The organism is Trichococcus shcherbakoviae (genome assembly GCF_963666195.1).
In the GTDB taxonomy this organism is placed as follows: domain Bacteria; phylum Bacillota; class Bacilli; order Lactobacillales; family Aerococcaceae; genus Trichococcus; species Trichococcus shcherbakoviae.
In genome coordinates this window covers 2,279,908-2,300,492 of the sequence record NZ_OY762653.1, presented here as the reverse complement: position 1 = coordinate 2,300,492, position 20,585 = coordinate 2,279,908, and the positions used below count along the sequence as shown (strand labels likewise).

The 20,585-nt window shown below is 51.7% G+C and carries 15 protein-coding genes and 1 tRNA gene; 7 read left to right on the top strand and 9 right to left on the bottom strand.

Features of this window, described 5'->3' with window-relative positions; all coding sequences use genetic code 11:
* Positions 1–6: 6 nt before the first annotated feature.
* A complete protein-coding gene (sstT, locus tag ACKPBX_RS11000) occupies positions 7–1,227 on the bottom strand; it encodes a serine/threonine transporter SstT (protein ID WP_319995374.1) in 1,221 nt (406 codons plus the stop codon).
* 217 nt (positions 1,228–1,444) lie between these two features.
* On the opposite strand from sstT, the gene ACKPBX_RS10995 reads away from it, so the two are divergent.
* From ACKPBX_RS10995 to ACKPBX_RS10980, 4 genes are all read left to right on the top strand, one after another.
* Positions 1,445–1,534, top strand: a tRNA-Ser gene (locus ACKPBX_RS10995).
* Positions 1,535–2,375: 841 nt separating this feature from the next.
* Positions 2,376–2,993 carry a class D sortase, LPxTATN-specific gene (locus tag ACKPBX_RS10990; protein WP_319995373.1) on the top strand — a complete coding sequence of 206 codons (618 nt, stop codon included), beginning with the start codon at positions 2,376–2,378 and terminating at the stop codon, positions 2,991–2,993.
* Positions 2,994–3,005: 12 nt separating this feature from the next.
* Positions 3,006–3,923, top strand: coding sequence for a hypothetical protein (locus tag ACKPBX_RS10985; RefSeq protein WP_319995372.1), 918 nt, complete (start codon positions 3,006–3,008; stop codon positions 3,921–3,923).
* Positions 3,924–3,967: 44 nt separating this feature from the next.
* The gene (locus ACKPBX_RS10980; RefSeq protein ID WP_319995371.1) at positions 3,968–4,489 is read left to right on the top strand and encodes a hypothetical protein; all 522 of its coding nucleotides are present in this window, start codon (positions 3,968–3,970) and stop codon (positions 4,487–4,489) included.
* Positions 4,490–4,622: 133 nt separating this feature from the next.
* Here ACKPBX_RS10980 and ACKPBX_RS10975 read toward each other — a convergent pair whose 3' ends face one another.
* From ACKPBX_RS10975 to ACKPBX_RS10965, 3 genes are read right to left on the bottom strand one after another with little or no spacing between them, the layout of a single operon-like run.
* A complete protein-coding gene (locus tag ACKPBX_RS10975; protein ID WP_319995370.1) occupies positions 4,623–5,015 on the bottom strand; it encodes a hypothetical protein in 393 nt (130 codons plus the stop codon).
* On the bottom strand, positions 5,012–5,527 hold the full coding sequence (locus ACKPBX_RS10970) for a Panacea domain-containing protein (protein WP_319995369.1): 516 nt from the start codon (positions 5,525–5,527) through the stop codon (positions 5,012–5,014). Before ACKPBX_RS10970 ends, ACKPBX_RS10975 begins: the two co-directional genes overlap by 4 nt.
* Positions 5,528–5,576: 49 nt before the next feature.
* Positions 5,577–6,476 carry an NAD-dependent protein deacylase gene (locus tag ACKPBX_RS10965; RefSeq protein ID WP_319995368.1) on the bottom strand — a complete coding sequence of 300 codons (900 nt, stop codon included), beginning with the start codon at positions 6,474–6,476 and terminating at the stop codon, positions 5,577–5,579.
* A 199-nt stretch (positions 6,477–6,675) separates the two neighbouring features.
* Between ACKPBX_RS10965 and ACKPBX_RS10960 the strand changes: the two genes are divergently transcribed.
* Positions 6,676–9,249, top strand: a complete 2,574-nt coding sequence (locus ACKPBX_RS10960) for a vitamin B12-dependent ribonucleotide reductase (RefSeq protein ID WP_319995367.1) — start codon at positions 6,676–6,678, stop codon at positions 9,247–9,249.
* Between the two features lie 324 nt (positions 9,250–9,573).
* On the opposite strand, the gene ACKPBX_RS10955 is transcribed toward ACKPBX_RS10960, so the two are convergent.
* Positions 9,574–10,821, bottom strand: coding sequence for an MFS transporter (locus tag ACKPBX_RS10955; protein ID WP_319995366.1), 1,248 nt, complete (start codon positions 10,819–10,821; stop codon positions 9,574–9,576).
* Positions 10,822–10,962: 141 nt separating this feature from the next.
* Here ACKPBX_RS10955 and uvrC point away from each other — a divergent pair, with 141 nt between their 5' ends.
* Both uvrC and ACKPBX_RS10945 read left to right on the top strand, forming a co-directional pair.
* Complete coding sequence (gene uvrC / locus ACKPBX_RS10950) at positions 10,963–12,747, top strand: excinuclease ABC subunit UvrC (protein WP_319995365.1); 1,785 nt, start codon at positions 10,963–10,965, stop codon at positions 12,745–12,747.
* A 139-nt stretch (positions 12,748–12,886) separates the two neighbouring features.
* A complete protein-coding gene (locus ACKPBX_RS10945; RefSeq protein ID WP_319995364.1) occupies positions 12,887–13,738 on the top strand; it encodes a DegV family protein in 852 nt (283 codons plus the stop codon).
* Positions 13,739–13,987: 249 nt separating this feature from the next.
* Here the strand turns inward: ACKPBX_RS10945 and ACKPBX_RS10940 are convergent, their stop codons facing one another.
* The 4 genes from ACKPBX_RS10940 to ACKPBX_RS10925 form a co-directional block, all read right to left on the bottom strand.
* The gene (locus ACKPBX_RS10940) at positions 13,988–14,491 is read right to left on the bottom strand and encodes an AbrB family transcriptional regulator (protein ID WP_068561339.1); all 504 of its coding nucleotides are present in this window, start codon (positions 14,489–14,491) and stop codon (positions 13,988–13,990) included.
* A gap of 138 nt (positions 14,492–14,629) precedes the next feature.
* On the bottom strand, positions 14,630–16,630 hold the full coding sequence (locus ACKPBX_RS10935) for an HIRAN domain-containing protein (protein WP_319995363.1): 2,001 nt from the start codon (positions 16,628–16,630) through the stop codon (positions 14,630–14,632).
* 170 nt (positions 16,631–16,800) lie between these two features.
* Entirely contained in the window at positions 16,801–17,997 is a 1,197-nt protein-coding gene (locus ACKPBX_RS10930) for an iron-containing alcohol dehydrogenase (protein ID WP_319995362.1), read from the bottom strand.
* A 317-nt stretch (positions 17,998–18,314) separates the two neighbouring features.
* Complete coding sequence (locus tag ACKPBX_RS10925) at positions 18,315–20,561, bottom strand: heavy metal translocating P-type ATPase (protein ID WP_319995361.1); 2,247 nt, start codon at positions 20,559–20,561, stop codon at positions 18,315–18,317.
* Positions 20,562–20,585: the final 24 nt, after the last annotated feature.

Below are 20,585 nucleotides of genomic sequence, written 5' to 3'. Positions count from 1 at the left end.
CTTCAATCAGGATTTAATGCCTCGCTTGCGTCGCTCCGCGAATTCTGCAGTCGCAGTGAAAAGGACATCGGTCGATGAGTTGAGGGCTGTTTCGAATGAATCCTGCAGGACACCGATGATGAATCCGACACCGACTATTTGCATAGCCACATCGTTCGGGATACCGAACAGACTTGCTGCTAACGGGATAAGCAAAAGTGAACCACCGGCAACACCCGATGCCCCGCAAGCGCTGACTGCTGCCAGGATGCTAAGGATAAGGGCAGTACCGAAATCAACAGGGATACCCAACGTGTTGACAGCTGCCAAGGTAAGGACGGAAATCGTAACCGCCGCCCCAGCCATGTTGATGGTCGCTCCAAGCGGAATGGATACAGAGTAAGTATCCCTGTCCAGTCCAAGATCCTCGCACAGCGTCATGTTCACGGGGATGTTCGCAGCAGAGCTTCTTGTGAAGAAAGCTGTGATGCCACTCTCCCGTAAGCATCTGAAGACGAGCGGGAACGGATTGGAACGGATGTAGATGTAGACGATGATCGGGTTGACGACCAAAGCGACGAACAGCATACAGCCTATCAGGACCGCAAGCAGTTTCCCATAGCCCAATAGAACGCCTATTCCGCTTGTCGCGATGACATCGAACACAAGCCCCATGATCCCCAAAGGAGCGAAGGCAATGACGATTCTGACCATTTCCGTCAGCGCATCAGAAACATTAGCCAGCATCAGCTTGGTTGAAGCTGCGGCATTCTTCAGAGTGAAACCGAGCATAAGAGCCCATGACAAGATGCCGATATAATTGGCATTGTAGAGAGCCTTGACTGGATTGTCCACGACGTTCAAGAGCAGCGCCTTCAGGACTTCCACCACGCCCCCAGGAGCAGCGATATCTTCGACACCAGCACCCAAGGTCAAAGTAACCGGGAAGATGAAGCTCGCGACCACTGCTACGAGTGCCGCCGAGAAGGTACCTAAAAGGTAGAGCACGATGACAGATTTCATGTTCGTCTGTTGGCCTTTTTTGTGCTGCGAAATCGCGGAAGCAACCAAGAAAAAGACTAGCATAGGCGCAATCGCTTTTAAAGCGCCGACAAACAGGGCTCCAAAAATGGTAATCGGCTGCGCGACATCCGGAATCGTTACGCCAAGGATGATGCCTATGATCAGACCGGCGATGATACGTTTGACAAGGCTCAGCTTGTACCATTGGTTCAATAGTTTATACAATTCAAATTCCTCCTGATGTATGTAAAAAATTACAATAAAATGAGTACATAGGGTTCCATTTTACCATAATTTAATCTGTTCAGGAAGGACTCATTTTACTGGGTGACTCCCGATTTGTCATAAACAAGCGCGTATTCCGAAGTTTGTGGCTGTTTTTTTGTTATTTTTGAAAAATCTTCTTTTCTGATTGTTCGAAAAGCGGTATAATATCATTTATGGAGAATTACTCAAGTCCGGCTGAAGAGGACGCACTCGAAATGCGTTAGGTGTCGAAAGGCGCGCAAGGGTTCGAATCCCTTATTCTCCTTAAATGCTTTTGAATAGTATCCAACAAAAGGCCAGCACTCCCGAAATGGGTGCTGGCCTTTTGTTTTGTCGAAATACACTTGTCTCCGTCTATTTTATGTTGACTTGGAGTCCACTTCAGGTGCTAGTTTGGAACAAATACCCATCAGGAATACTACGCACCGTTGCAGAAGCCGTTCCCGATTTCGGGCATGCATACAACAAACATTGTCCATGCAGGCGGACTTTATTGTTATGTTGGCTTCGGAGTTTTCGCCATTCCGTTCGAGGATGCGTCGCTTCATTCCTAAAAAGCTGTGCATCTCGGTGAAATTAATGAAGATATCATCTCCCATTTGGCAGTGGCGGGCAATACCGTCATCGCTAAAATTAAAATCGTGTTTACCTACAAATCCAAAAACCAGCTATTCGCGGGTAAAATTTAAACCCCAACACATAATAATGAAAAAGCACGCTGAAAATCTCAGATAGTGTGAGGATTTCGGGGTGCTCTTTTTCCTCTACCTCGTAAAAATATGCCGATGGGCGAATTCCTAAAAATCGGATTTTCCCATATGAAACTATCCATTATAAACATCTTTACTCCAAATGCTGATTTTCCATGGACATCAGCATTTTTTTACTTTACACTTAACGCAGTATTGTAAACAAAAATTTAAAGATCAGTATTTTTATGGTATCTACAATATATTGGGCTAAACCGTTATTTTACGAAAATAGACTGCGATAACCTGCGTCTTTTGCCAGAAACGGTAGGCCGCATCAACTAAAATGAATGGAGTGGAATGATGAGGAAAAAAATAAATCCAAAAAAACGGTTAAAGCGGCGGAGAATTGTCACATTGATTGGTATCCCGGTACTGCTTTTCGTATCCGGTATAACACTGCTCTCTTTGGCATTTTTTGATAATATTTCCTACGCCTTTTACCTGTCGCGGATGTTCTTTCCACAGGAAGTCGCGATTGCGCAGACGAATTTGAGCGACAGCAGTAAGGCTGTTGAGGATCCAAGCACAGCTACCCAACCATCTTTCCCGAAATACGGGGATGAATACGGGATGCTGAGCGTGGCTGCAGCAAACATCATCTCGCCTGTTTTCGTCGGCGATGACGAAACGCAATTATTATATGGAGCTGGCCAATATTATGGTTCCGTGTTTCCGGGGGATATCGGCAACACGGTCATCGCCGGGCACACCAATTCCGTCTTCAAGACTTTGGGGGATGCGCAGATCGGCGACTCTATCCGCCTGGAGCTGACTTACGGAACTTACGTGTATGAAATCAGCAATATCGAAATCAAGAGTGGGACCGACCAAAGTATCCTGGCACCTTCCGAAGAGCAGATTTTGACGCTGTACACTTGTTATCCTTTCGACTACATCGGAAACACACCTGACAGATATGTCGTGACCGCTAAATTAGTCGAAGGCAATCCACTGTCGGAAATCAATTTTTAAAGGAGCATCGTTATGCGAAACATAAAAAAAATCGGCAGAATGACCCTCAGCTTTCTCCTGATGTATGTAGTGGTCGCCTTGATCGGGGTCATCTTCATGAAGCAGGTCCTGTTGAACGGAAGCGACCTCAACAAGCAGTTGGACGACAGCCCCTACTATACCATGGTAGAGGAAAGCTTGTCCGCTAAATTCAAGACGTTGAGCTTGGAAACGTCCATACCCAAGGAAGTCTTCGTGGAAGCTGCGATGGACCAATATGGCCTACAGCAACTTGCCCGTACAAACAATGAACAAGTGCTCAATTATCTGATTGATCCTGATGCAACATACAAAGCGATGACCGATCGCAGCATGTTCGAGGAACCCGTGACGGCTTATGTTCAGAGCTACGCCTCAGAGCACAACCAGCCGTTCGATGAAGGCTTACAAGCGCAGACTGATACGATCATTGCTGAAGCCACCGCCATCGTCGGTAGCCACATCATGCTATTCAATCTGGATAACGTCATTGCTTTTCCGCAATTCCAGACCGTCCGGAAAATGCTGCAAACCGTTCTTGCGTATTTCTATCTCGTACCACTAGCCTTCCTTTTGATTGCCGGGGCAATCGTCGGCTTGAACTGGAAACTGCCTCACCGGTCCTTGATTTGGATCGGTAGTGGCTTAGTTTCCGGCTCCGCCTTTGTCATCATCCCGGCAATTATGGCTTTGATTCTTAAAATTCCGCAACGGATCACTGTTTCAGCGGATTACATCAATACTGCACTGCGCACATTGGCTCTGCATTACACTACCTTCTTCCTGGGTTCGAGCGCACTTGTCTTCGCTTTGGGAATTGCCTGCCTGGTTGGCTATTACCTGATCAGCAAGGCAAAACGAGCGGCCTACCGCCGAGAACGCGCCTACTCTGAAGAAATGGAATACTACTGATTCATTATCGGCTGATAGAAGCATTGAGAGGAGGTGAAAAATATATGAAAAAAGTCGTTGTATCTCTTTTGTTTGCATTCGTGTTGTTCTTCGGAGCACTACCGAATGTTGCTGCTGCAACAGAAAATGACATCATCGCAACTTTGGAAGCAACTAGTTTACCATCCAATTACGTGCAGCAAGCAAAAAATTATTTAATGGCCAACGATGTTACTGCTGAAGAAGCAGATCAAATCATTGTCCACATCAATAATGCACAAGCTGTCGTGAATGCACGCGGAGCGAACAGCGTGAATCAGCTCACTCAAGCTGATAAACAAGCCATCTTGGCCGAGCTTGTTGCAGCTGCTGCTATATTGGATATGACTGTTACTGTTACTTCAAAAGAAGTTGTTTTAAGTGATGCACACGGCACTGTTGTCGCTAGATTCCCGATAAATGGGAATGATGTCAAACAGACTGGGGCAAACAATCTTTACTTGGCAGGAGGAATCTCCTTGCTGGTAGCTGCAGCTGGAGCAGCTGTTGTTGCTAAAAAAAGATTTCAATTTGCAGTGGAAGCTTAAGCGTATGTCGCTGAGCTTGCATATGCTGTTGTGAAACACCCCCGCATAGACGAAGGCACCTTAATGGGCCTTCGCTATGCAGGGGTGTTTTTTTTGTTGTATGGGTCCGGTCCAAGGGCGCGGCTCTGATAACTCAGAATAGCCCTCCAGAAAAATCCCGATAAGCAGCCTTTATTTCAGTATAGAGATCTGGGTAGGCTTCACCCAAGGAGGACAGGATTCCGATCGCAAGCTGCGAGCTGTGGATCGTCTGGCTTTTGTGGACGCGGATATAGGAGACTTCCGCATTCAGGCTCAGCTTGGGGTAGAGTTCCTTTGCGACTTTAATGTCATGGACGGGATCGATATTTTGGCTCGTCCACACTTTCGAAATCGGAAAAGCCGTGAAGTCGCACGGCAGCGTATCGTATTCGGCACCGATAATCAGGAATGGGCGCGACTTGAAGGCGATTTTGTCCGTTTCAAGGTCATGATAGGCAAAACGGGTCTTCACGATGGCACCGATGTAGGCTTGCGTTTCGTTCATGGCTCCAGCACCTCCCCTTCGAAATCCTCCAACTCATCCAGATAAACATCAAAAATGGAATCGTAGATCCGCACTTTTTTCGCGTCTTCGCGGATGTCTGCAAGTTCCAGCAGTTTGGGTTCGGTTTCTTCCGCGGGGATTGCTGTTCTGCTGTTGCGCCAGGATGTTTCGCGGCGCGCCAAATCCGCCAGATACCAACCTTCATACTGCCCGTACGCAAAGACGATGCGGTCGAGGATGAACTGTTCGCGCTCCGTCAACTTTTTCATCTCCAACGGTTCGAAGGGATCGTAGCCTTCCTCGAAGAAGAAATGCAGTTCCGCCAGCACCGGTCCCTCTTCCCAGCCTTCAAAGCTTTCCTCGAATAGCGGCTCCCCTACCATAGCCAGACATTCCCGCTGCGCGAAATAGAGCATCGCCTGCAGCTTCAGCTCATTGTCGCCGAACCGGGCTGCCGTATAGTTTTCGTAGGAATAGACCAAATACTTCGCCAGCTGAATCAGCTTCGGCATAACGATTTCCCCTTTCCTGAATTCCCTTTTTGTTTCAGCACCCTTTTATTCATTTCTCAAAAAATTCTTGCCAGACTTCCGCCAAAAAGGCGCCCGCATCTGTCTGGACGGCCAATTGGAAGGTCAGCGACTGCGGCACGGGCGTCCGGTTCAGCAGGACGGCGTAAGGGCCATTGAAATAATGGACGAAGCTCGCGGCCGGGTAGACGGCCAGCGATGTGCCGATGACGACAAGCATGTCAGCTGCGCCGATCGCCGCAGTTGCGCGCTCCATCGCCTCCTCATTGAGCATTTCGCCGTAGAGGACGATATCGGGACGCACCATCCGGCCTTGGGGATCGCGCTGGATGCCATGCGCGTCCATGCTGATCGCGTTGGCATCAGCGGGTTCGGCCGTGTCGAACGTCCGCCATCTCGTCCCGTTGCCGTGCAGTTCGATGATTGCGCTGCTGCCGGCGGACTGGTGCAGATTGTCGATGTTCTGGGTGACGACGGTGACTTCTTTGCCTGTCTGCTCGAGATCCGCAAAGAAGCGGTGCCCGGCGTTCGGGAGCGCCTGCGAAAAATCGAAATGCGCTGCATAATTGCGGAAGAAAAGTTCGGGATACGTCTCCAGAAAACCGATGCTGAGCGTCTCCTCACCGGTGAAATGGCGGCCGCTCAATCTGTCGAACAGCCCGCCCGCCGAACGGAAATCCGGGATACCGCTCTCGGTGCTGATGCCCGCCCCAGTGAAGGCGACGATGCGTTTTGATTTGCGGATCATGTCCGCGAAGCGTTCTTTATCGTTCATGCTCGGGCTCCTTTCTTTTGTGGTTCTTTCTGCCTTTATTATAGCTTTCGCAAGGGCTGAGTGGTTACTGTTTCGCATTCTGGGTGGGACGGATTTGTTGGGGTGTTCGGCATTCAGTCTTTCCGCAACAGCCGACGACTCTATCCCGACGCACAACGCCCTATTCTTATTGGCCGATATATTATTACAAACGCATCCCCTTCCATCCGAATAACGTTTTCATCCGTTTGCACACTCCAACTTACTGACTGTTCCCCTTGATTTATCCGGTGAACAGAATTAACATATATGGTATGAGAAACAAACCGACAGCACAACATCTAGTGTTTTCGCCATAAATAAGGGAGTGATTACTGTGGATGCAACAAAGACCACATTTAAAGCAGGATTCGAAAAATTGAACAAGGACATTGAGCGGTTCCCGCATGTGTTTCCGATTACGGAGGATATGAACGTGACCTATGAGGGCGTGTCACGCCTCGTCATGTTGGATCGCTACTCCTATAAGGATTCCACCAAGGAGACCCTGTCCGAAGGCGATATCGTGATTCTGACTGTCAAGGAGGACCCGAAATATCCGGCCCGCGGAACAGGAACCGTCCTTTCCGTAAACCACAAGGAACAGACTGTCCGCATCAAAGTGTCCGAGGAATACCAACACAACATCGATGATTTCGAAGTCGAGGAAGGCGGCATCGTGACGCGCCGGATCCTGACGTTGGACAAACCGCTGGAGCTTTTCTACGAACAGATTGCGATGCGCAATGCGCATGGCCTGGCCGAGGTCGAAATCACGCCGGAACTTCGCCATGAAGCGTTCCTGAAATTCTACGAAGAACAGAAAGCCTTGAACTTCATCCCGGCTGGGCGCGTGCTCTACGGCGCCGGCTCCGGTACCGATGTCACCTATTTCAACTGTTACGTCATGCCTTTCGTGCCCGACTCGCGCGGCGGCATTTCCGACCACCGCAAAAAAGTCATGGAAATCATGAGCCGTGGCGGCGGCGTCGGCTCGAACGGTTCGACGCTGCGTCCGCGCCACACAATAGTGAAAGGCGTCAACGGCCGCTCTTCCGGCTCCGTTTCCTGGATGGACGACATCGCCAAGCTGACGCATCTGGTCGAACAAGGCGGATCCCGTCGCGGCGCCCAGATGATCATGCTGGCCGACTGGCATCCGGATATCTTCGAATTCATCATTTCCAAGATGCAGAATCCGCGCATCCTCCGCTACATCATCGAAAACTTCGAGGATGAGCAGATCCGCATGCTGGCGAAGGAAAAGCTGCATTTCACGCCGTTCTCTTCAAAAGACATCAACATGTACACAGGCATCGTCAACTACAAGCACATCCCAGGTCACGGCGGTTTTGACGCCTCGGTCATCCATGAAGCAGAGAAAAAACTGCGCGATGGCGGCACTTATACAGTCAACAATCCTGAGTTCCTGACCGGCGCCAACATTTCCGTCTGCATCACCGATGACTTTATGGATGCCGTCATGAGGAATGAAGAGTATGCGCTGCGTTTCCCGGATGTCGAACACTACGACGCGGACGCGATGGCGCACTATGACGCTGAATGGACCAACTGCGGCGATGTCCGCGAATGGGAAGCTACCGGCAACGCTGTCCGCACCTACCGGACCGTCAAAGCCCGCGAATTGTGGAGGCTGATCAATGTCTGCGCGACTTACGCGGCAGAGCCTGGCATCTTCTTTATCGACAACGCCAACAAGATGACGAATGCGGTAGCCTACGGTCAAAAAGTTGTCGCCACCAATCCTTGCGGGGAGCAGCCATTGGCAGCCTATTCCGTCTGCAACTTGGCCGCAGTCAACTTGGCCGAAATGGTCAACAAGGACCTGCAGATGGTCGACTTCGCCAAATTGGAACAGACCGTCCGCACCGGCATCCATATGCAGGACAACGTCATCGACTCCACCCCTTACTTCCTGGAGGAGAACAAAAAACAAGCGCTCGGCGAACGCCGGATTGGCTTGGGGATCATGGGCTTGGCGGATATGCTGATCTATTGCGGCGTCCGCTACGGTTCACTGGAAAGCCTGCAGCTGATCGATCAAGTCTTCGAAACGATCGCAGTGGCGGCCTACGAGGAAAGCATCGAGTTGGCGAAGACGCGCGGCAGTTTCCCGTTCCTGGTCGGACAAACCGGAAAAGAGACGCAGATCCTGCGCGAGCGTTTCATCAACACTGGCTACATGAAAAAAATGCCTGAGCATGTCCGTGAAGGCGTCCTGAAATACGGCATCCGCAACTCACATCTGTTGACGGTGGCGCCTACCGGATCGACAGGCACGATGGCCGGCGTTTCAACCGGTTTGGAGCCCTACTTCTCGTTCACGTATTACCGCAGCGGCCGTCTCGGCAAATTCATCGAAGTGAAGGCGGATATCGTCCAAGAATATCTGGATCGTCATCCCGATGCCGATCCGAACCAGTTGCCTGATTATTTCGCGACAGCCATGACGCTTGCCCCTGAAGAGCACGTCGATGTGCAGACGACGATCCAGCGCTGGGTCGACAGCTCCATCTCGAAAACGGTGAATACGCCGAAAGGCTATACCGTCGATCAAGTCGAGAAAATCTACGAACGCCTTTACCTGGGCGGAGCCAAGGGCGGTACGGTCTACGTCGACGGCAGCCGCGATTCGCAGGTGCTGACGCTGAAAGCCGAAGAAAACGTTTGGGATGACGAAGCCAAGCTTGAGGAAGAGAAAGAGCACGTCAAAATCAACAAGGACAAGACTTTCCTGGTTGATTCGATAGCCAATCTCACGTCCACCGATGTCACAATCGGCAACGAAATCGGCGACACCTGCCCGATCTGCCGACAAGGTACGGTCGAAGATCTGGGCGGCTGCAACACTTGCACCAATTGCGGCGCGCAGCTGAAATGCGGCTTATAAACTGATCAAATGAAGAAGAACCCGTCTGATTTTTGGACGGGTTCTTCTTTGTGGTTTGCCGACAATCATGCTTTTCTGCTTGGCTTGCGCTTCGGTTGTCCGATAAACGCATAGTATCGGACAACCGCGTCGCGTTTGAAGCGCTACTTGTCCGATAACCATAAAATATCGGACAACCGCATAGCACTTAGAGCACTATTTGTCCGATAACCGCAAAGTATCGGACATCCGCCGTATACATCAGGCGCTGCTTGTCCGATAAACGCATAGTATCGGACAAGCACAAAAAAGAGCTGCCAAATGCGGCAGCTCCAGTCTTTAGTTTCATTCTTTCCCGGTGTTCGAAGGTTCCGGCTTGCCGGCCTCCAACAGTACCCGGTCACGGATTGCGAAGAAGGCCACGACCATCAGCAACGCGCCTGATACGGCCATCAGGATTTCGATCGCCATCCGGTCCGCAAGCGGTCCGAAGATCAGCATCCCCAACGGCATCATCGAACTGGAGACCATGCTTTGGACACCGAAGACCCGGCCGAGGAAATCTTCCTCGATCTTTTCCTGCAGCAGCGTCATGCTCGGCGCGTTCAGCAACGGGATGACGAGGCCGACGAGACCCATCAGGAAGAGGTAGATCCAGAAATTCGGGATGACACCCATCCCGAAAGTGCACAGGCCCATGGCTCCGATCGCAAAAGCGATGGAATGGATCCGGTTCTTGAAGCCGCCCCATGAGGCGATCCAGAGGCCGCCGCCTATCATCCCGATGAAAAAGGCGATTTCGATCGCCGTCAAGCGCCAGACGTCGTCGCCGAACGAGCGCGCCACCTGCAAAGGGGAAAGGAACGACACCGGAGCGGCCATCAAGAAGGCAAGCGAAAAATAGAGGAACAGCCTTTTGATGAAGGCGTGATTTTGGATGTAGCGGAAGCCGAGCTTCATGTCCTGCAGGTAATTGCTGACCTGTTCCTGGCTGGCTTTTTCATGCGTCGGGACTTTCAGCAGGAACACCATGATGGCGATCGCCAAAGCCGCTGTAACGATATCGATCATGAAAATGCCTTCCATCGGCGCAAATTGGTAAAGCGCGCCGCTGATCATCGGCGAAACCAGCATGACGACGGCCTGGATGCTGCCGTTGAGCCCGTTGATCCGGGTCAATTCCTTTTCCGGCACGATCTGCGGCAGGATGGCGCCGACCGCCGGCATCTGGATGCCCGCCCCTATCGCGCGGATGGCCGATGTCGCCAACAGAATCCAGATCGAGCGCTGCCCGGCCAAAAACAGCAGGACCAGCACCAATGTCGAGAGCGCGGTGATGCCGTCGGAAAGGACGATCAGGCGCTTCCGGTTATAGCGGTCGGCCCACACCCCAGCGAATGGAGAGATGAAGAAAGTCGGCAGAAAACCGAAGATGGTCGACAAGGTCATGATGACGCCGGACTGCGTTTCCAAGGTCAGATACCAGAATATCGCGTATTGGACAAGCGACGAGCCGAACAGGGAAATCGTCTGACTGCCCAGAAAGAGAGCCGTTTGACGCTGCCACTTTTCATATTTCATATTCTTTATCACACTACTTTCACTTCCTTGCTGTGGGCACGGTGATGTGTCCCCAAAATGACTGCGTTCACCTTCATTTGGAATCAAACGGCTGAACGTATGTTTCCATTCATGTTATACTATTCTCAACTAAAAGTAAAAGGATTGAAACGGATGAGCAGAGAAGAAATCAACCAAAAATTGGCGTTGCTGCCCGACTTGCCCGGCTGCTACATCATGCGGGACAAGGATGACGAAATCATCTACATCGGCAAGGCCAAAAATCTGAAGAACCGCGTGAAATCGTACTTCCACAGCAAGCACGAAGGCAAGACGCAGCTGTTGGTCGCGGACATCGACCGGTTCGAAACGATCGTCACCAAAACGAACAAGGAATCGCTGCTGCTGGAGATCAACCTGATCAAGCGTTACCAGCCCAAATACAACATCAAGCTGAAGCAAGGGACGATGTATCCCTATCTGAAGGTCACGAACGAAAAGGATCCGCAGCTTCTCATCACTTCGACTGTCGAGGATGACGGCGGCATCTACTTCGGTCCCTATCCGCACGTCTACGCGGCGACGGAGACGCAGGAATTCATCCAGAAGATCTACCCGCTGCGCAAGTGCGCCAAGAATTCCAAACGCGCCTGCCTTTATTACCATATGGGCCAATGCATCGGCTGCTGCGACCATGAGGTGTCTAAAGAGGAATACGATGCCCAGATCAAACGGATCGCCGCTTTCCTGAACGGCGAAGTCAAGGAAATCAAAAAGGATCTGCGGGAAAAGATGCACCGCGCCGCCGACAGCCTGAACTTCGAACAGGCTGCCGATTACCGCGATCAGATCAGCTACATCGAGGCGACTGTCGAAAAACAGACGGTCATGTCCCGCGACTACACAAACCGCGACGTCTTCGCCTTCCATATGGACAAAGGTTGGCTGTCGATCCAGGTGTTCCTGCTGCGGCAGTCTTCGATCATCAAGCGCGAAGCTGCCCTTTTCCCTTGCTACGACACGCCGGAGGAAGAGCTGGCTTCCTTCATCATGCAGTTCTATCAGGATCCCAATCACATCCTGCCGCAGGAAGTCCTCGTACCGAAAGGCGTCGATACCGAGCTGCTGCAGGAAGCGCTCGGAACGAAAGTGCACACGCCTGTCCGCGGCAGCAAGCGCAGCATCCTCGATCTTGCGATCACGAACAGCGAACTGGCGCTGACTGAGAAGTTCATGCTGATCGAGCGCGACACCCACAAGACGGTCGGCGCCATCCAGGAACTTTCGGAGGCGCTCGGCATCGAATATCTGGAGATTATCGAGTCGTTCGACCATTCGAACATCCAGGGAACCAACCCGGTCTCAGCGATGGTCGTCTACAAGGACGGCAAGCCGGAACGCAAAAACTACCGGAAATACAAAGTCAAAACTGTCGAAGGCAGCAATGAATTCGCGACGACGCAGGAAGTCATCCGCCGCCGCTACAGCCGTTTGCTGCGCGAAGGACGCGCCATGCCTGATCTGATCCTGATGGACGGCGGCAAAGTGCAGGTGCATGCCGCCAAGGAAGTGCTTGAGGACGAGCTCGGACTGGACATACCGGTGGCTGGCATGGTCAAGGACACGAAGCACAAGACTTCTTCGCTCATCTTCGGCGAGAAGGATGAAATCGTGGAACTCAGTCCGAACAGCCAAGCCTTTCATCTTGTGCAGCGGATCCAAGAAGAGGTCCACCGCTTCGCAATCACCTTCCACCGCCAAGTGCGCGCCAAGAACAGCATCGCTTCGCAATTGGACCAGATCGAAGGCGTCGGGCCGAAAACCCGCACGAAGATCCTGAAGCATTTCAAGACGATGAAGAACATCCGCGAAGCCAGCTACGAAGACCTCAAAGCATTGGGCATCCCCGAGAAGACGGCGCTGCTGATCAAAGAGGAACTCGGCGAATTGAACGATTGACCGATTGTTCCTGACTCCGCTCCGGCCCACTTCATGAAGCCGTAGCGCTGAAATTTTCCAAACGGCCGAAACGTGTTATACTGTAGAGTAGTCCACGGAATATCCCGTGAAAGAACTCGCGCTAGAGGAGGCGTTACTGATGAAAATATTTACCGATAGTGCTTGTGATCTGGCCTATGCCTATCTGCAGGAGAATGATGTGGAAGTCTTCCCGTTGACCACTCTGCTGGATACCGGCGAATACGAAGATATAATCGAAATCCAAGCCGATAAAGTCTACGAAATGATCGCACGCGGCGGTCATCCGAAAACGAGCCAAGTGTCATTGGAGAAATTCCTTTCAGGTTTCCGGAAAGCGGCGGAAGCCGGCGAATCGGGCATCTATATTTCCCTTTCCGCCAAACTTTCCGGCACTTACCAGGCCGCTTATCTGGCTTACCAACAACTGAAAGAGGAGTTCCCGGACTTTGATCTGCGGATTGTCGACTCCATGAGTGCTTCCGTCGGTGAAGGCTTGTCCGTCGTAGAAGCAATCGAAATGCGCGAGGCTGGTTTTACTTTGGATGAGATTGAATCGCGTGTCCGTTTCACGTCTGCCAACGTCGTATCTCTGTTTACGGTCAAGGATTTGAATTATCTTGCCGAAGGCGGCCGACTTTCGAAATCCAGCGCCTTTTTTGGGGGCTTGCTGAATATCCAACCGTTATTGGAAGTCATCAATGGTGAATTGGTACCCGTCGAAAAACTGCGCGGGCGCAAAAAGGTCCTGAACCGGATGTATGAACGCTTGCGCGATGAAGCGGACATGATCCAGGAACAGAACGTTTTCCTTTGCCACAGCGACGATGCCGAAGCAGTCGAAGAAATGCGTCAATACATCGAAGAGCATTTCCATCCGCGCCGCATCTATGTGAACACGATCGGTTCCACGATCAGCTCGCATACCGGGCTGGGGACGCTGGGCTTGTTCTTCCTGAAGAAATACGAATAACAATAGTTGCTTCAGTCAAAAAAAGCGGCCGTCTCTTGGAGACGGCCGCTTTTTTGTTGCGGTTGTCCGATTCTTCACGGTTATCGGACAAACGGCGTCGCTTTTTTGTTGCGGTTGTCCGATTCTTCACGGTTATCGGACAAACAGTGCTCCAAACGCATTGCGCTTGTCCGATTCTTCGCGGTTATCGGACAAACAGTGCTCCAAACGCATTGCGCTTGTCCGATTCTTCGAAACGGCCATTTTTGCTTATTTATTTATGTACGTGCTGATGAATCGGACAAAGATCGGCATCAACAGTATGACAGAGAATAGCCGGACGAGATGGATGGAGGAGACGACGATCGTGTCCGCCTCAAAAGCCGCCGCCAGGATGGTCATATCCGTCAATCCGCCCGGTGAAGTCCCAAGCAAGGCTGTGATCAGATCGATTCCAGCCACTTTGTGCAGGATGTAGCCCGCAATCACTCCGACCGTCAACAAAATCAGTACGGAAGTAACGGCAGGGAAAAACACCTGTTTCATTTCGGCCAAGCTGCTTTTCGTGAAGTTCATGCCGATGGTCCCGCCGATGATGATCTGACCGATGATCTTCAGATTGGCCGGCATATAGCCCATCTGCGAAAAATAATTGTAGATGGCGACTGCGATCAGCGAACCGATCATCCCTCCGGCCGGCACGCGGAAACGGATCCCAGCCCAGCCTCCGATGAATGCCACAATCAAAGTCCCCAACAGTTTCCCAAAATTCATATATTTGCTCCCCCTTCTGTCAATTTAATGCTCTCTTCCCATTTTCGACTTTCCCGCGAAATAGTCAAGTTCATTTCCGCGCAAAAAGAGGAACACCCTGTTCTTTCGGTGTTCCTCTTCGTTCCGCTTTTCTTTTTCTTATTCGTATTTCTTTTTCTTTGGCGGTGGGAACGGCAGGATGATGCCTTGGCCCTGCTCATTCGGTTGCGCTTGGAAAAAGGTGCGTTTCAGGACAATCGTGATTTTCGGCCGTTCCATCTCGACTGTCGGCGATTCAAGGATCGCATAAAGACGCTCCTCGGCATCGAGCAGACTGGCCAGGACGGGATTCTCCGAGCGCGGCACATAACCCAGCATGTAGCCGGCTTGGGTCGCAACGGCGATGGCATTCGCGTCATAGGAATTATCGGCCTCGCGGACAAGCTGCAGCAAATCTCCCGGTTTCAGGAAATCGGCGACTCCACTCAGCTCATGAAACTGCGTGCCGGCGATATAGGTATGCAGCAATTCCTTGTCCGTGTGGGCATGGCTCAACGGCGGCTGCTTTGCCTTCAGATAACGACTTTCTTTTTGGTTCTTCAGATTTTCCGGCTGCAAGAGTCTGTCGATCTGCCGCTTCAGTTTGATGTTCGGCTCCTTCTCAAGCGCAATCCGGAGTTCATGTTCCACCTGGTCGGACCATTTTTTCCTGTGCTGTTGCAGCACCTGCGCCGCTTTTTTGCGCACGCCGGCATGACGGTAATGGATGCCGCGGATGCACCAGGCTTCGTTGTATTTGCGTTTCTCGCTCATCACTTCGAACAGGCGCAGCAACCATTCGTCGGCGCGCATCAGATCCGTGACGCTCGGATTTTCCGGCTCTTCGGTTTCCAGAGGGAGCGTGTAGAGCTCCGGGTTCAGGATCGCTTCCAGGTATTCGCAGACATCGTCGAAATAGAATTCGGGATTGATTTTCAGGAAGAAATCCAGCATGTTGAATCCCAACGGTTGCCTACTCAGCACTTCCATGAAAGCCGGAAAATCGGGGTGCATGTTCAGATAGACGAGCACTTTCATAATCAGACTATCCGATTCCTTCGGGGCGGAAATTTCCTGATAGACGATGTGGCGCCATTTAGGCTGATGCAGGAAACTCTCAACTTTATGCACCAGCTTTTCGTAGCGGGCGATGCGGGTATCCCACATGGTTTTGGTGCGGCGGTATTTCGTTTCATTTTGACTGATGAAGTCGTAATCCTGTTGCCAATAGTCGACTGCCTGATACCAGATGCTGACGAGCGCGCCCAGATCGATGAAGCTTGCCGCATAATCACGCTTGTCGATGAACTTATACAGGAAGTCCAGCTGGGCATCGAGGGTCAAGCTGTCATTGTTGTAGTCGGCGTAACAGATCAGATAAGCGAAATCCGTGAAATTGGCTGCAGTGATCTCGGTCTTTTTGAAATAGGCGCGCATATCCGTTTTCTGGATGCAGAGATTGGCGTAGATGTTGGCGAGGAAATCGCTCTTGATGCCTTCATGCATCATCCAGTGTTGCTGCTCCCAAGTGACCGGCTTCAGCAGGAACATGGCCGCCAGTTTTCCGTAACCGACAGTTTGCTTGGCCAATTCGAAGATGAAATTGTTCTGCAGCGGGAAAACATACTGGATGCTCTCGAGCACGTACAAAGTGTACTCGCTGTGGTAACCCAGTGTGCGCATGATCTGTTTGGTAGTATCATACGGAAAGAAGCCCAGAAGGATGATGCCCAGTTTCACCTGTTCCGGATCGGTGCCGCTGCGGGCGAGCCGCATGCCGAGATGGTACAACCGCTCCCGTGCGCCTGATTCCGCTTCCAAAGTAATCCTCACTCTTTCGCGCAATTCAAGGAAATAACTGCAGATCGGATAATGCTCCAGAAAATGGCGCAGAACAGGGTCTGTCAGGATCGCCTCTTCTTTGTGGACGAGGTCCTTGAGGATGCCGCAGCACTCCTTCGCCAAATCCTCTTTCCGCCAAAACGGGATCCCTTCGGATGCAAGGACATAAAGCACATCTTTTTGCCCAGCCGTCCGCTCATCCTGGAACCGATAAGGCAGACCCGGCTGTTCATCCCGCATCCGGCAAATTGTATCGAAAATGCTCTCGTTATTCTCCAATTGGCAACCCTTCTTTCCTGTTGACTCCGATGCTCTCTTTCTTCAATATTACCATAGATTATAGAGTGCCACTATGTTAGTTTTAAAAATTATTAAATTAACATGAGCAAAATGCACAAAAAAACTCCCCAGTTAAAGGGAGTTCGATGTAATGAAAGATAGAAGAGATTTTAAAGTGCGGCTGTATAAACGGCTCTTGCATCCTCTGTAGTGAAGTCACCGCGCTCGGAAATGTTCTCTTTCTTGTGGCGGACGAGTGCTTCCACAAGGTCTGGAATGTCGGTTTCATCCAGATCGACATCGGCGAAGCGGATCGGTGCCCCAAGGCCAGCGAAGAAGTCTTCGGTCTTTTTGATCGCCAAATCGATTTTTTCTTCATCGGTCAGATTGGAATCACCGCGGATATCCCACACGCGTTCCGCATACTGAAGCAGTTTGTCCCACTTCTGCTGCTTGCGGACTTTCATCATGGCCGGAAGGACAATCGATAACGTACGCGCGTGGTCGATCCCGAATGCCAACGTCATTTCATGGCCCAGTTGATGCGTCGCCCAGTCCTGGGGAACACCTGGTGAAATGAAGCGATTCAGCGCATTCGTTGCTGTCCACATAAAATTGGCGCGGGTCGCATAGTCATGGTTGTCCTCATCGACTACGTCCGGGCCGATTTCGATCAATGTCTGCAGCAGCCCTTCCGCCCAGCGATCCTGCACTTTTGCCTCGATCGGATAAGTCAGATAGGCCTCCATCACATGGATAAAGGAATCGATGACACCATTCGCCAGTTGGCGCTTCGGCAACGTGTAGGTAGCTTCCGGTTCCAGGATGGAAAATTGTGGATAAGTATGTGGACTGGCGAAACTGATTTTCGCTTGCTTTTCTACAAAGGTGACAACCGAATTGTTGTTCATTTCCGATGCAGTGGCCGGCAAAGTCAAGACAGTTCCGAAAGGCAATGCTTTTGTGACCTGCAAGCCCTTGCCGACACCGCTGCCGAACATATCGACAGGATCGCCATCGAACACCGCACCTGCCGCAACGAATTTCACGCCATCGATGACGCTGCCTCCGCCGACTGCCAACAAGTAGTCATAGCCTTCCGCTTTGATCTTGTCGACTGCCTGAATCAGCGTTTCGTAGGTCGGATTCGCTTCGATGCCGCCGAATTCAGCCCACTCGCGGTTGCCTAAGGCTTCGACGACGCGGTCGAATGTGCCGAATTTCTTGACGCTGCCGCCGCCGTACAAAATCAATACTTTCGCGTCCTGTGGAATCAAATCATTGATGCGCTTGATCTGGTCTTTACCGAAAACTATTTTTGTCGGATTTTGAAACTCAAAATTGCGGATACCATTTTCCAATCTCATCACTCACTTTTCGTTTTTTATTCTTTTTTCATTGTAGCACAGCTGTGTGGATAAACCGCTTGGGACGCTTCGGCAGGCGCTGATGCGGACGCTTTGCCTGAACTCCGGGGAACGGGGTCCTCGCCGGAGTTCAGAAGCCCAGCTAAGACTCCAGCTCCGATGAGGGCAGCCTCCCCGGAGTTCAGCCAAATTTGCTTCGCACTACATTCGGTGAGCCATGCGCTCCTCGGAGCTGACGCTCGTTTGCACCGCGGTGCTCCGGTGTCCACCGGAGCAGACAAAAATAGGGGCCGCTGGCGGCCCCCACACACTAACGATTATTTTTTCAGGATACGGATACTGTTCAACACGGCCAACACGGTCACGCCGACATCGGCGAAGACGGCTTCCCACATTGTGGCGACGCCGAACGCGCCGAGAATAAGGAACACCCCTTTGACTGCCATGGCGAAAATGATGTTCTGCCAGACGATTTTGCGTGTTTCCTTCGCCACATCCATTGCGGTCAAAATCTTCGATGGCTGATCGTCCATGATGACGATATCTGCAGCTTCGATGGCGGCGTCGGAGCCCAATCCGCCCATCGCCATCCCGATATCGGAACGGGCCAACACTGGTGTATCGTTGATGCCGTCGCCCACGAAGATGACTTTTTCGCCCTTGCGTTTGCTTGCCAACACTTCCTCCAGCTTCGACACTTTGTCTTGCGGAAGCAATTCCGAATGGACTTCATCGATGCCGATTTCTTTTCCGACTGCTTCACCCACCGCGCGGGAATCCCCGGTCAGCATGATGGTGCGGATGCCTCTCGCCTTCAAGCCGGCGATTGTAGCCTTCGCATCAGCCTTGATGGCATCAGCAATCAAGATGTAGCCTGCATAATGTTTATCCACAGCGACATACACAACCGTCCCGGTTTCGTGGGCCGGCGCATGTGCGATGCCGAATTTCTCCATCAGTTTGGCATTGCCGGCCAGGATCTCTTGCCCATCGACGACGACCTGCAGACCGTTCCCAGGGATATCATTTGTGGTGGCAATCCGGTCTTCGGCTATCGTTTTCCCGTAAGCCTCCTTGATGGAATCGGCAATCGGATGGCTGGAATGCAGTTCCGCATAAGCCGCCAGTTCCAACAAACGCTCCTCCGTCAGTTCGCCGGCGCTTTCGATCCGGGTTACCGCGAATTTGCCTTCAGTCAGCGTTCCGGTCTTGTCCATCACGACCGTTTTGACATCATTCAGGCCTTCGAGGAAGTTGCTGCCTTTGACGAGGATGCCTTTGCGCGAGGCCGAACCGATGCCGCCGAAGAAGCCGACCGGAATCGAAACGACCAAAGCGCACGGACAGGAGATGACCAGAAAGATGCTGGCTCGGTAGAGCCATTCATTGAAGCTTTCTCCAGGGATGACGAGCGGCGGCACGACCGCCAGCAACACGGCTGCAATGACGACAACCGGTGTATAGTAGCGGGCGAATTTGGTGATGAAGTTTTCCGTAGGCGCTTTTCGGCCGCTGGCGTTCTGCACCAAATCCAAAATTTTGACGACGGTGGACTCAGCGAAAAGTTTTTCGACTTCGACTTCGATGACGCCGTTTTTGTTGATGAACCCGCTCAAAATGTTGTCGCCGACTTTCACGCCACGCGGAACCGATTCGCCGGTCAGAGCCGAGGTGTCGACTGCCGAGGTTCCGCTCACGACTTTCCCGTCCAACGGCACTTTTTCGCCAGGCCGGATCAGGATGATGTCGCCGATTTTGACGGTTTCAGGCGCCACTTTTTCGATGCCGGCTGCTGTCTTCACGTTTGCGTAATCAGGCCGGATGTCCATCAATTCGGCGATGGAGCGGCGGGATTTGTCGACCGCGATATCCTGGAACAGTTCACCAAGTTGGTAGAACAGCATCACGGCCACCGCTTCCGGATACTCCTGGATATAAAAAGCGCTCAGTGTGGCAATCGTCATCAGGAAGTTTTCGTCAAACAACTGACCGTGCTTAATGTTCAGTAGCGCACTCCAAACGATATCGTAGCCCGCAATCAGGTACGCGGTCACAAACAATGCCAACGAAACCGTTCCGCTGACCGGTGCGAAAATCGCCGCCAGCAGGATCCCAAAGCCGACGATCAGGCGGATGAAGGACTTCCGGATTTCGTCCTTGTCCCCTTCGCCATGCGCATGACTATGACCATGGCTATGTTCGTATGTGTGCCCTTCAGCATCCTCGGAATCAGGGCCGTGATGGTCGTGGACATTTTCTGCGTATTTTGCCTCAGCTGATCGGGCAGCCATTACCGGCAGCCCATCCTCCCCGATCGGCGCGCCGCTTTTTTTCAGTGTCGGATGGATGTCCGGCTCCAGTATACTGAGCTTTTGTTTCACTTTCGGCAAAACTTCAGCCTCTTGATCCTCTTCTATTTCGATCCGCAATGTCTTGGTCATGAAATTCACATTGCTTTCGAGGATCCCTTCTATTTTCGCGATGCCGGTTTCAACTTTGTTGGCGCAATTGGCGCAATCCAATTCGTCCAAATACCATTCAATCTGCTTAACTTTCTCAGACATCCGTGTCCCCTCCTTAGCCATAAA

Bases quoted from the DNA above. Each gene is read 5' to 3' on its own strand.
- uvrC (WP_319995365.1), top strand. From the start codon at position 10,963: ATGAGCAGAGAAGAAATCAACCAAAAATTGGCGTTGCTGCCCGACTTG.
- ACKPBX_RS10970 (WP_319995369.1), bottom strand. From the start codon at position 5,527: ATGCCGAAGCTGATTCAGCTGGCGAAGTATTTGGTCTATTCCTACGAA.
- ACKPBX_RS10930 (WP_319995362.1), bottom strand. From the start codon at position 17,997: ATGAGATTGGAAAATGGTATCCGCAATTTTGAGTTTCAAAATCCGACA.
- ACKPBX_RS10975 (WP_319995370.1), bottom strand. From the start codon at position 5,015: ATGAACGAAACGCAAGCCTACATCGGTGCCATCGTGAAGACCCGTTTT.
- ACKPBX_RS10980 (WP_319995371.1), top strand. From the start codon at position 3,968: ATGAAAAAAGTCGTTGTATCTCTTTTGTTTGCATTCGTGTTGTTCTTC.
- ACKPBX_RS10945 (WP_319995364.1), top strand. From the start codon at position 12,887: ATGAAAATATTTACCGATAGTGCTTGTGATCTGGCCTATGCCTATCTG.
- ACKPBX_RS10925 (WP_319995361.1), bottom strand. From the start codon at position 20,561: ATGTCTGAGAAAGTTAAGCAGATTGAATGGTATTTGGACGAATTGGAT.
- ACKPBX_RS10940 (WP_068561339.1), bottom strand. From the start codon at position 14,491: ATGAATTTTGGGAAACTGTTGGGGACTTTGATTGTGGCATTCATCGGA.
- ACKPBX_RS10985 (WP_319995372.1), top strand. From the start codon at position 3,006: ATGCGAAACATAAAAAAAATCGGCAGAATGACCCTCAGCTTTCTCCTG.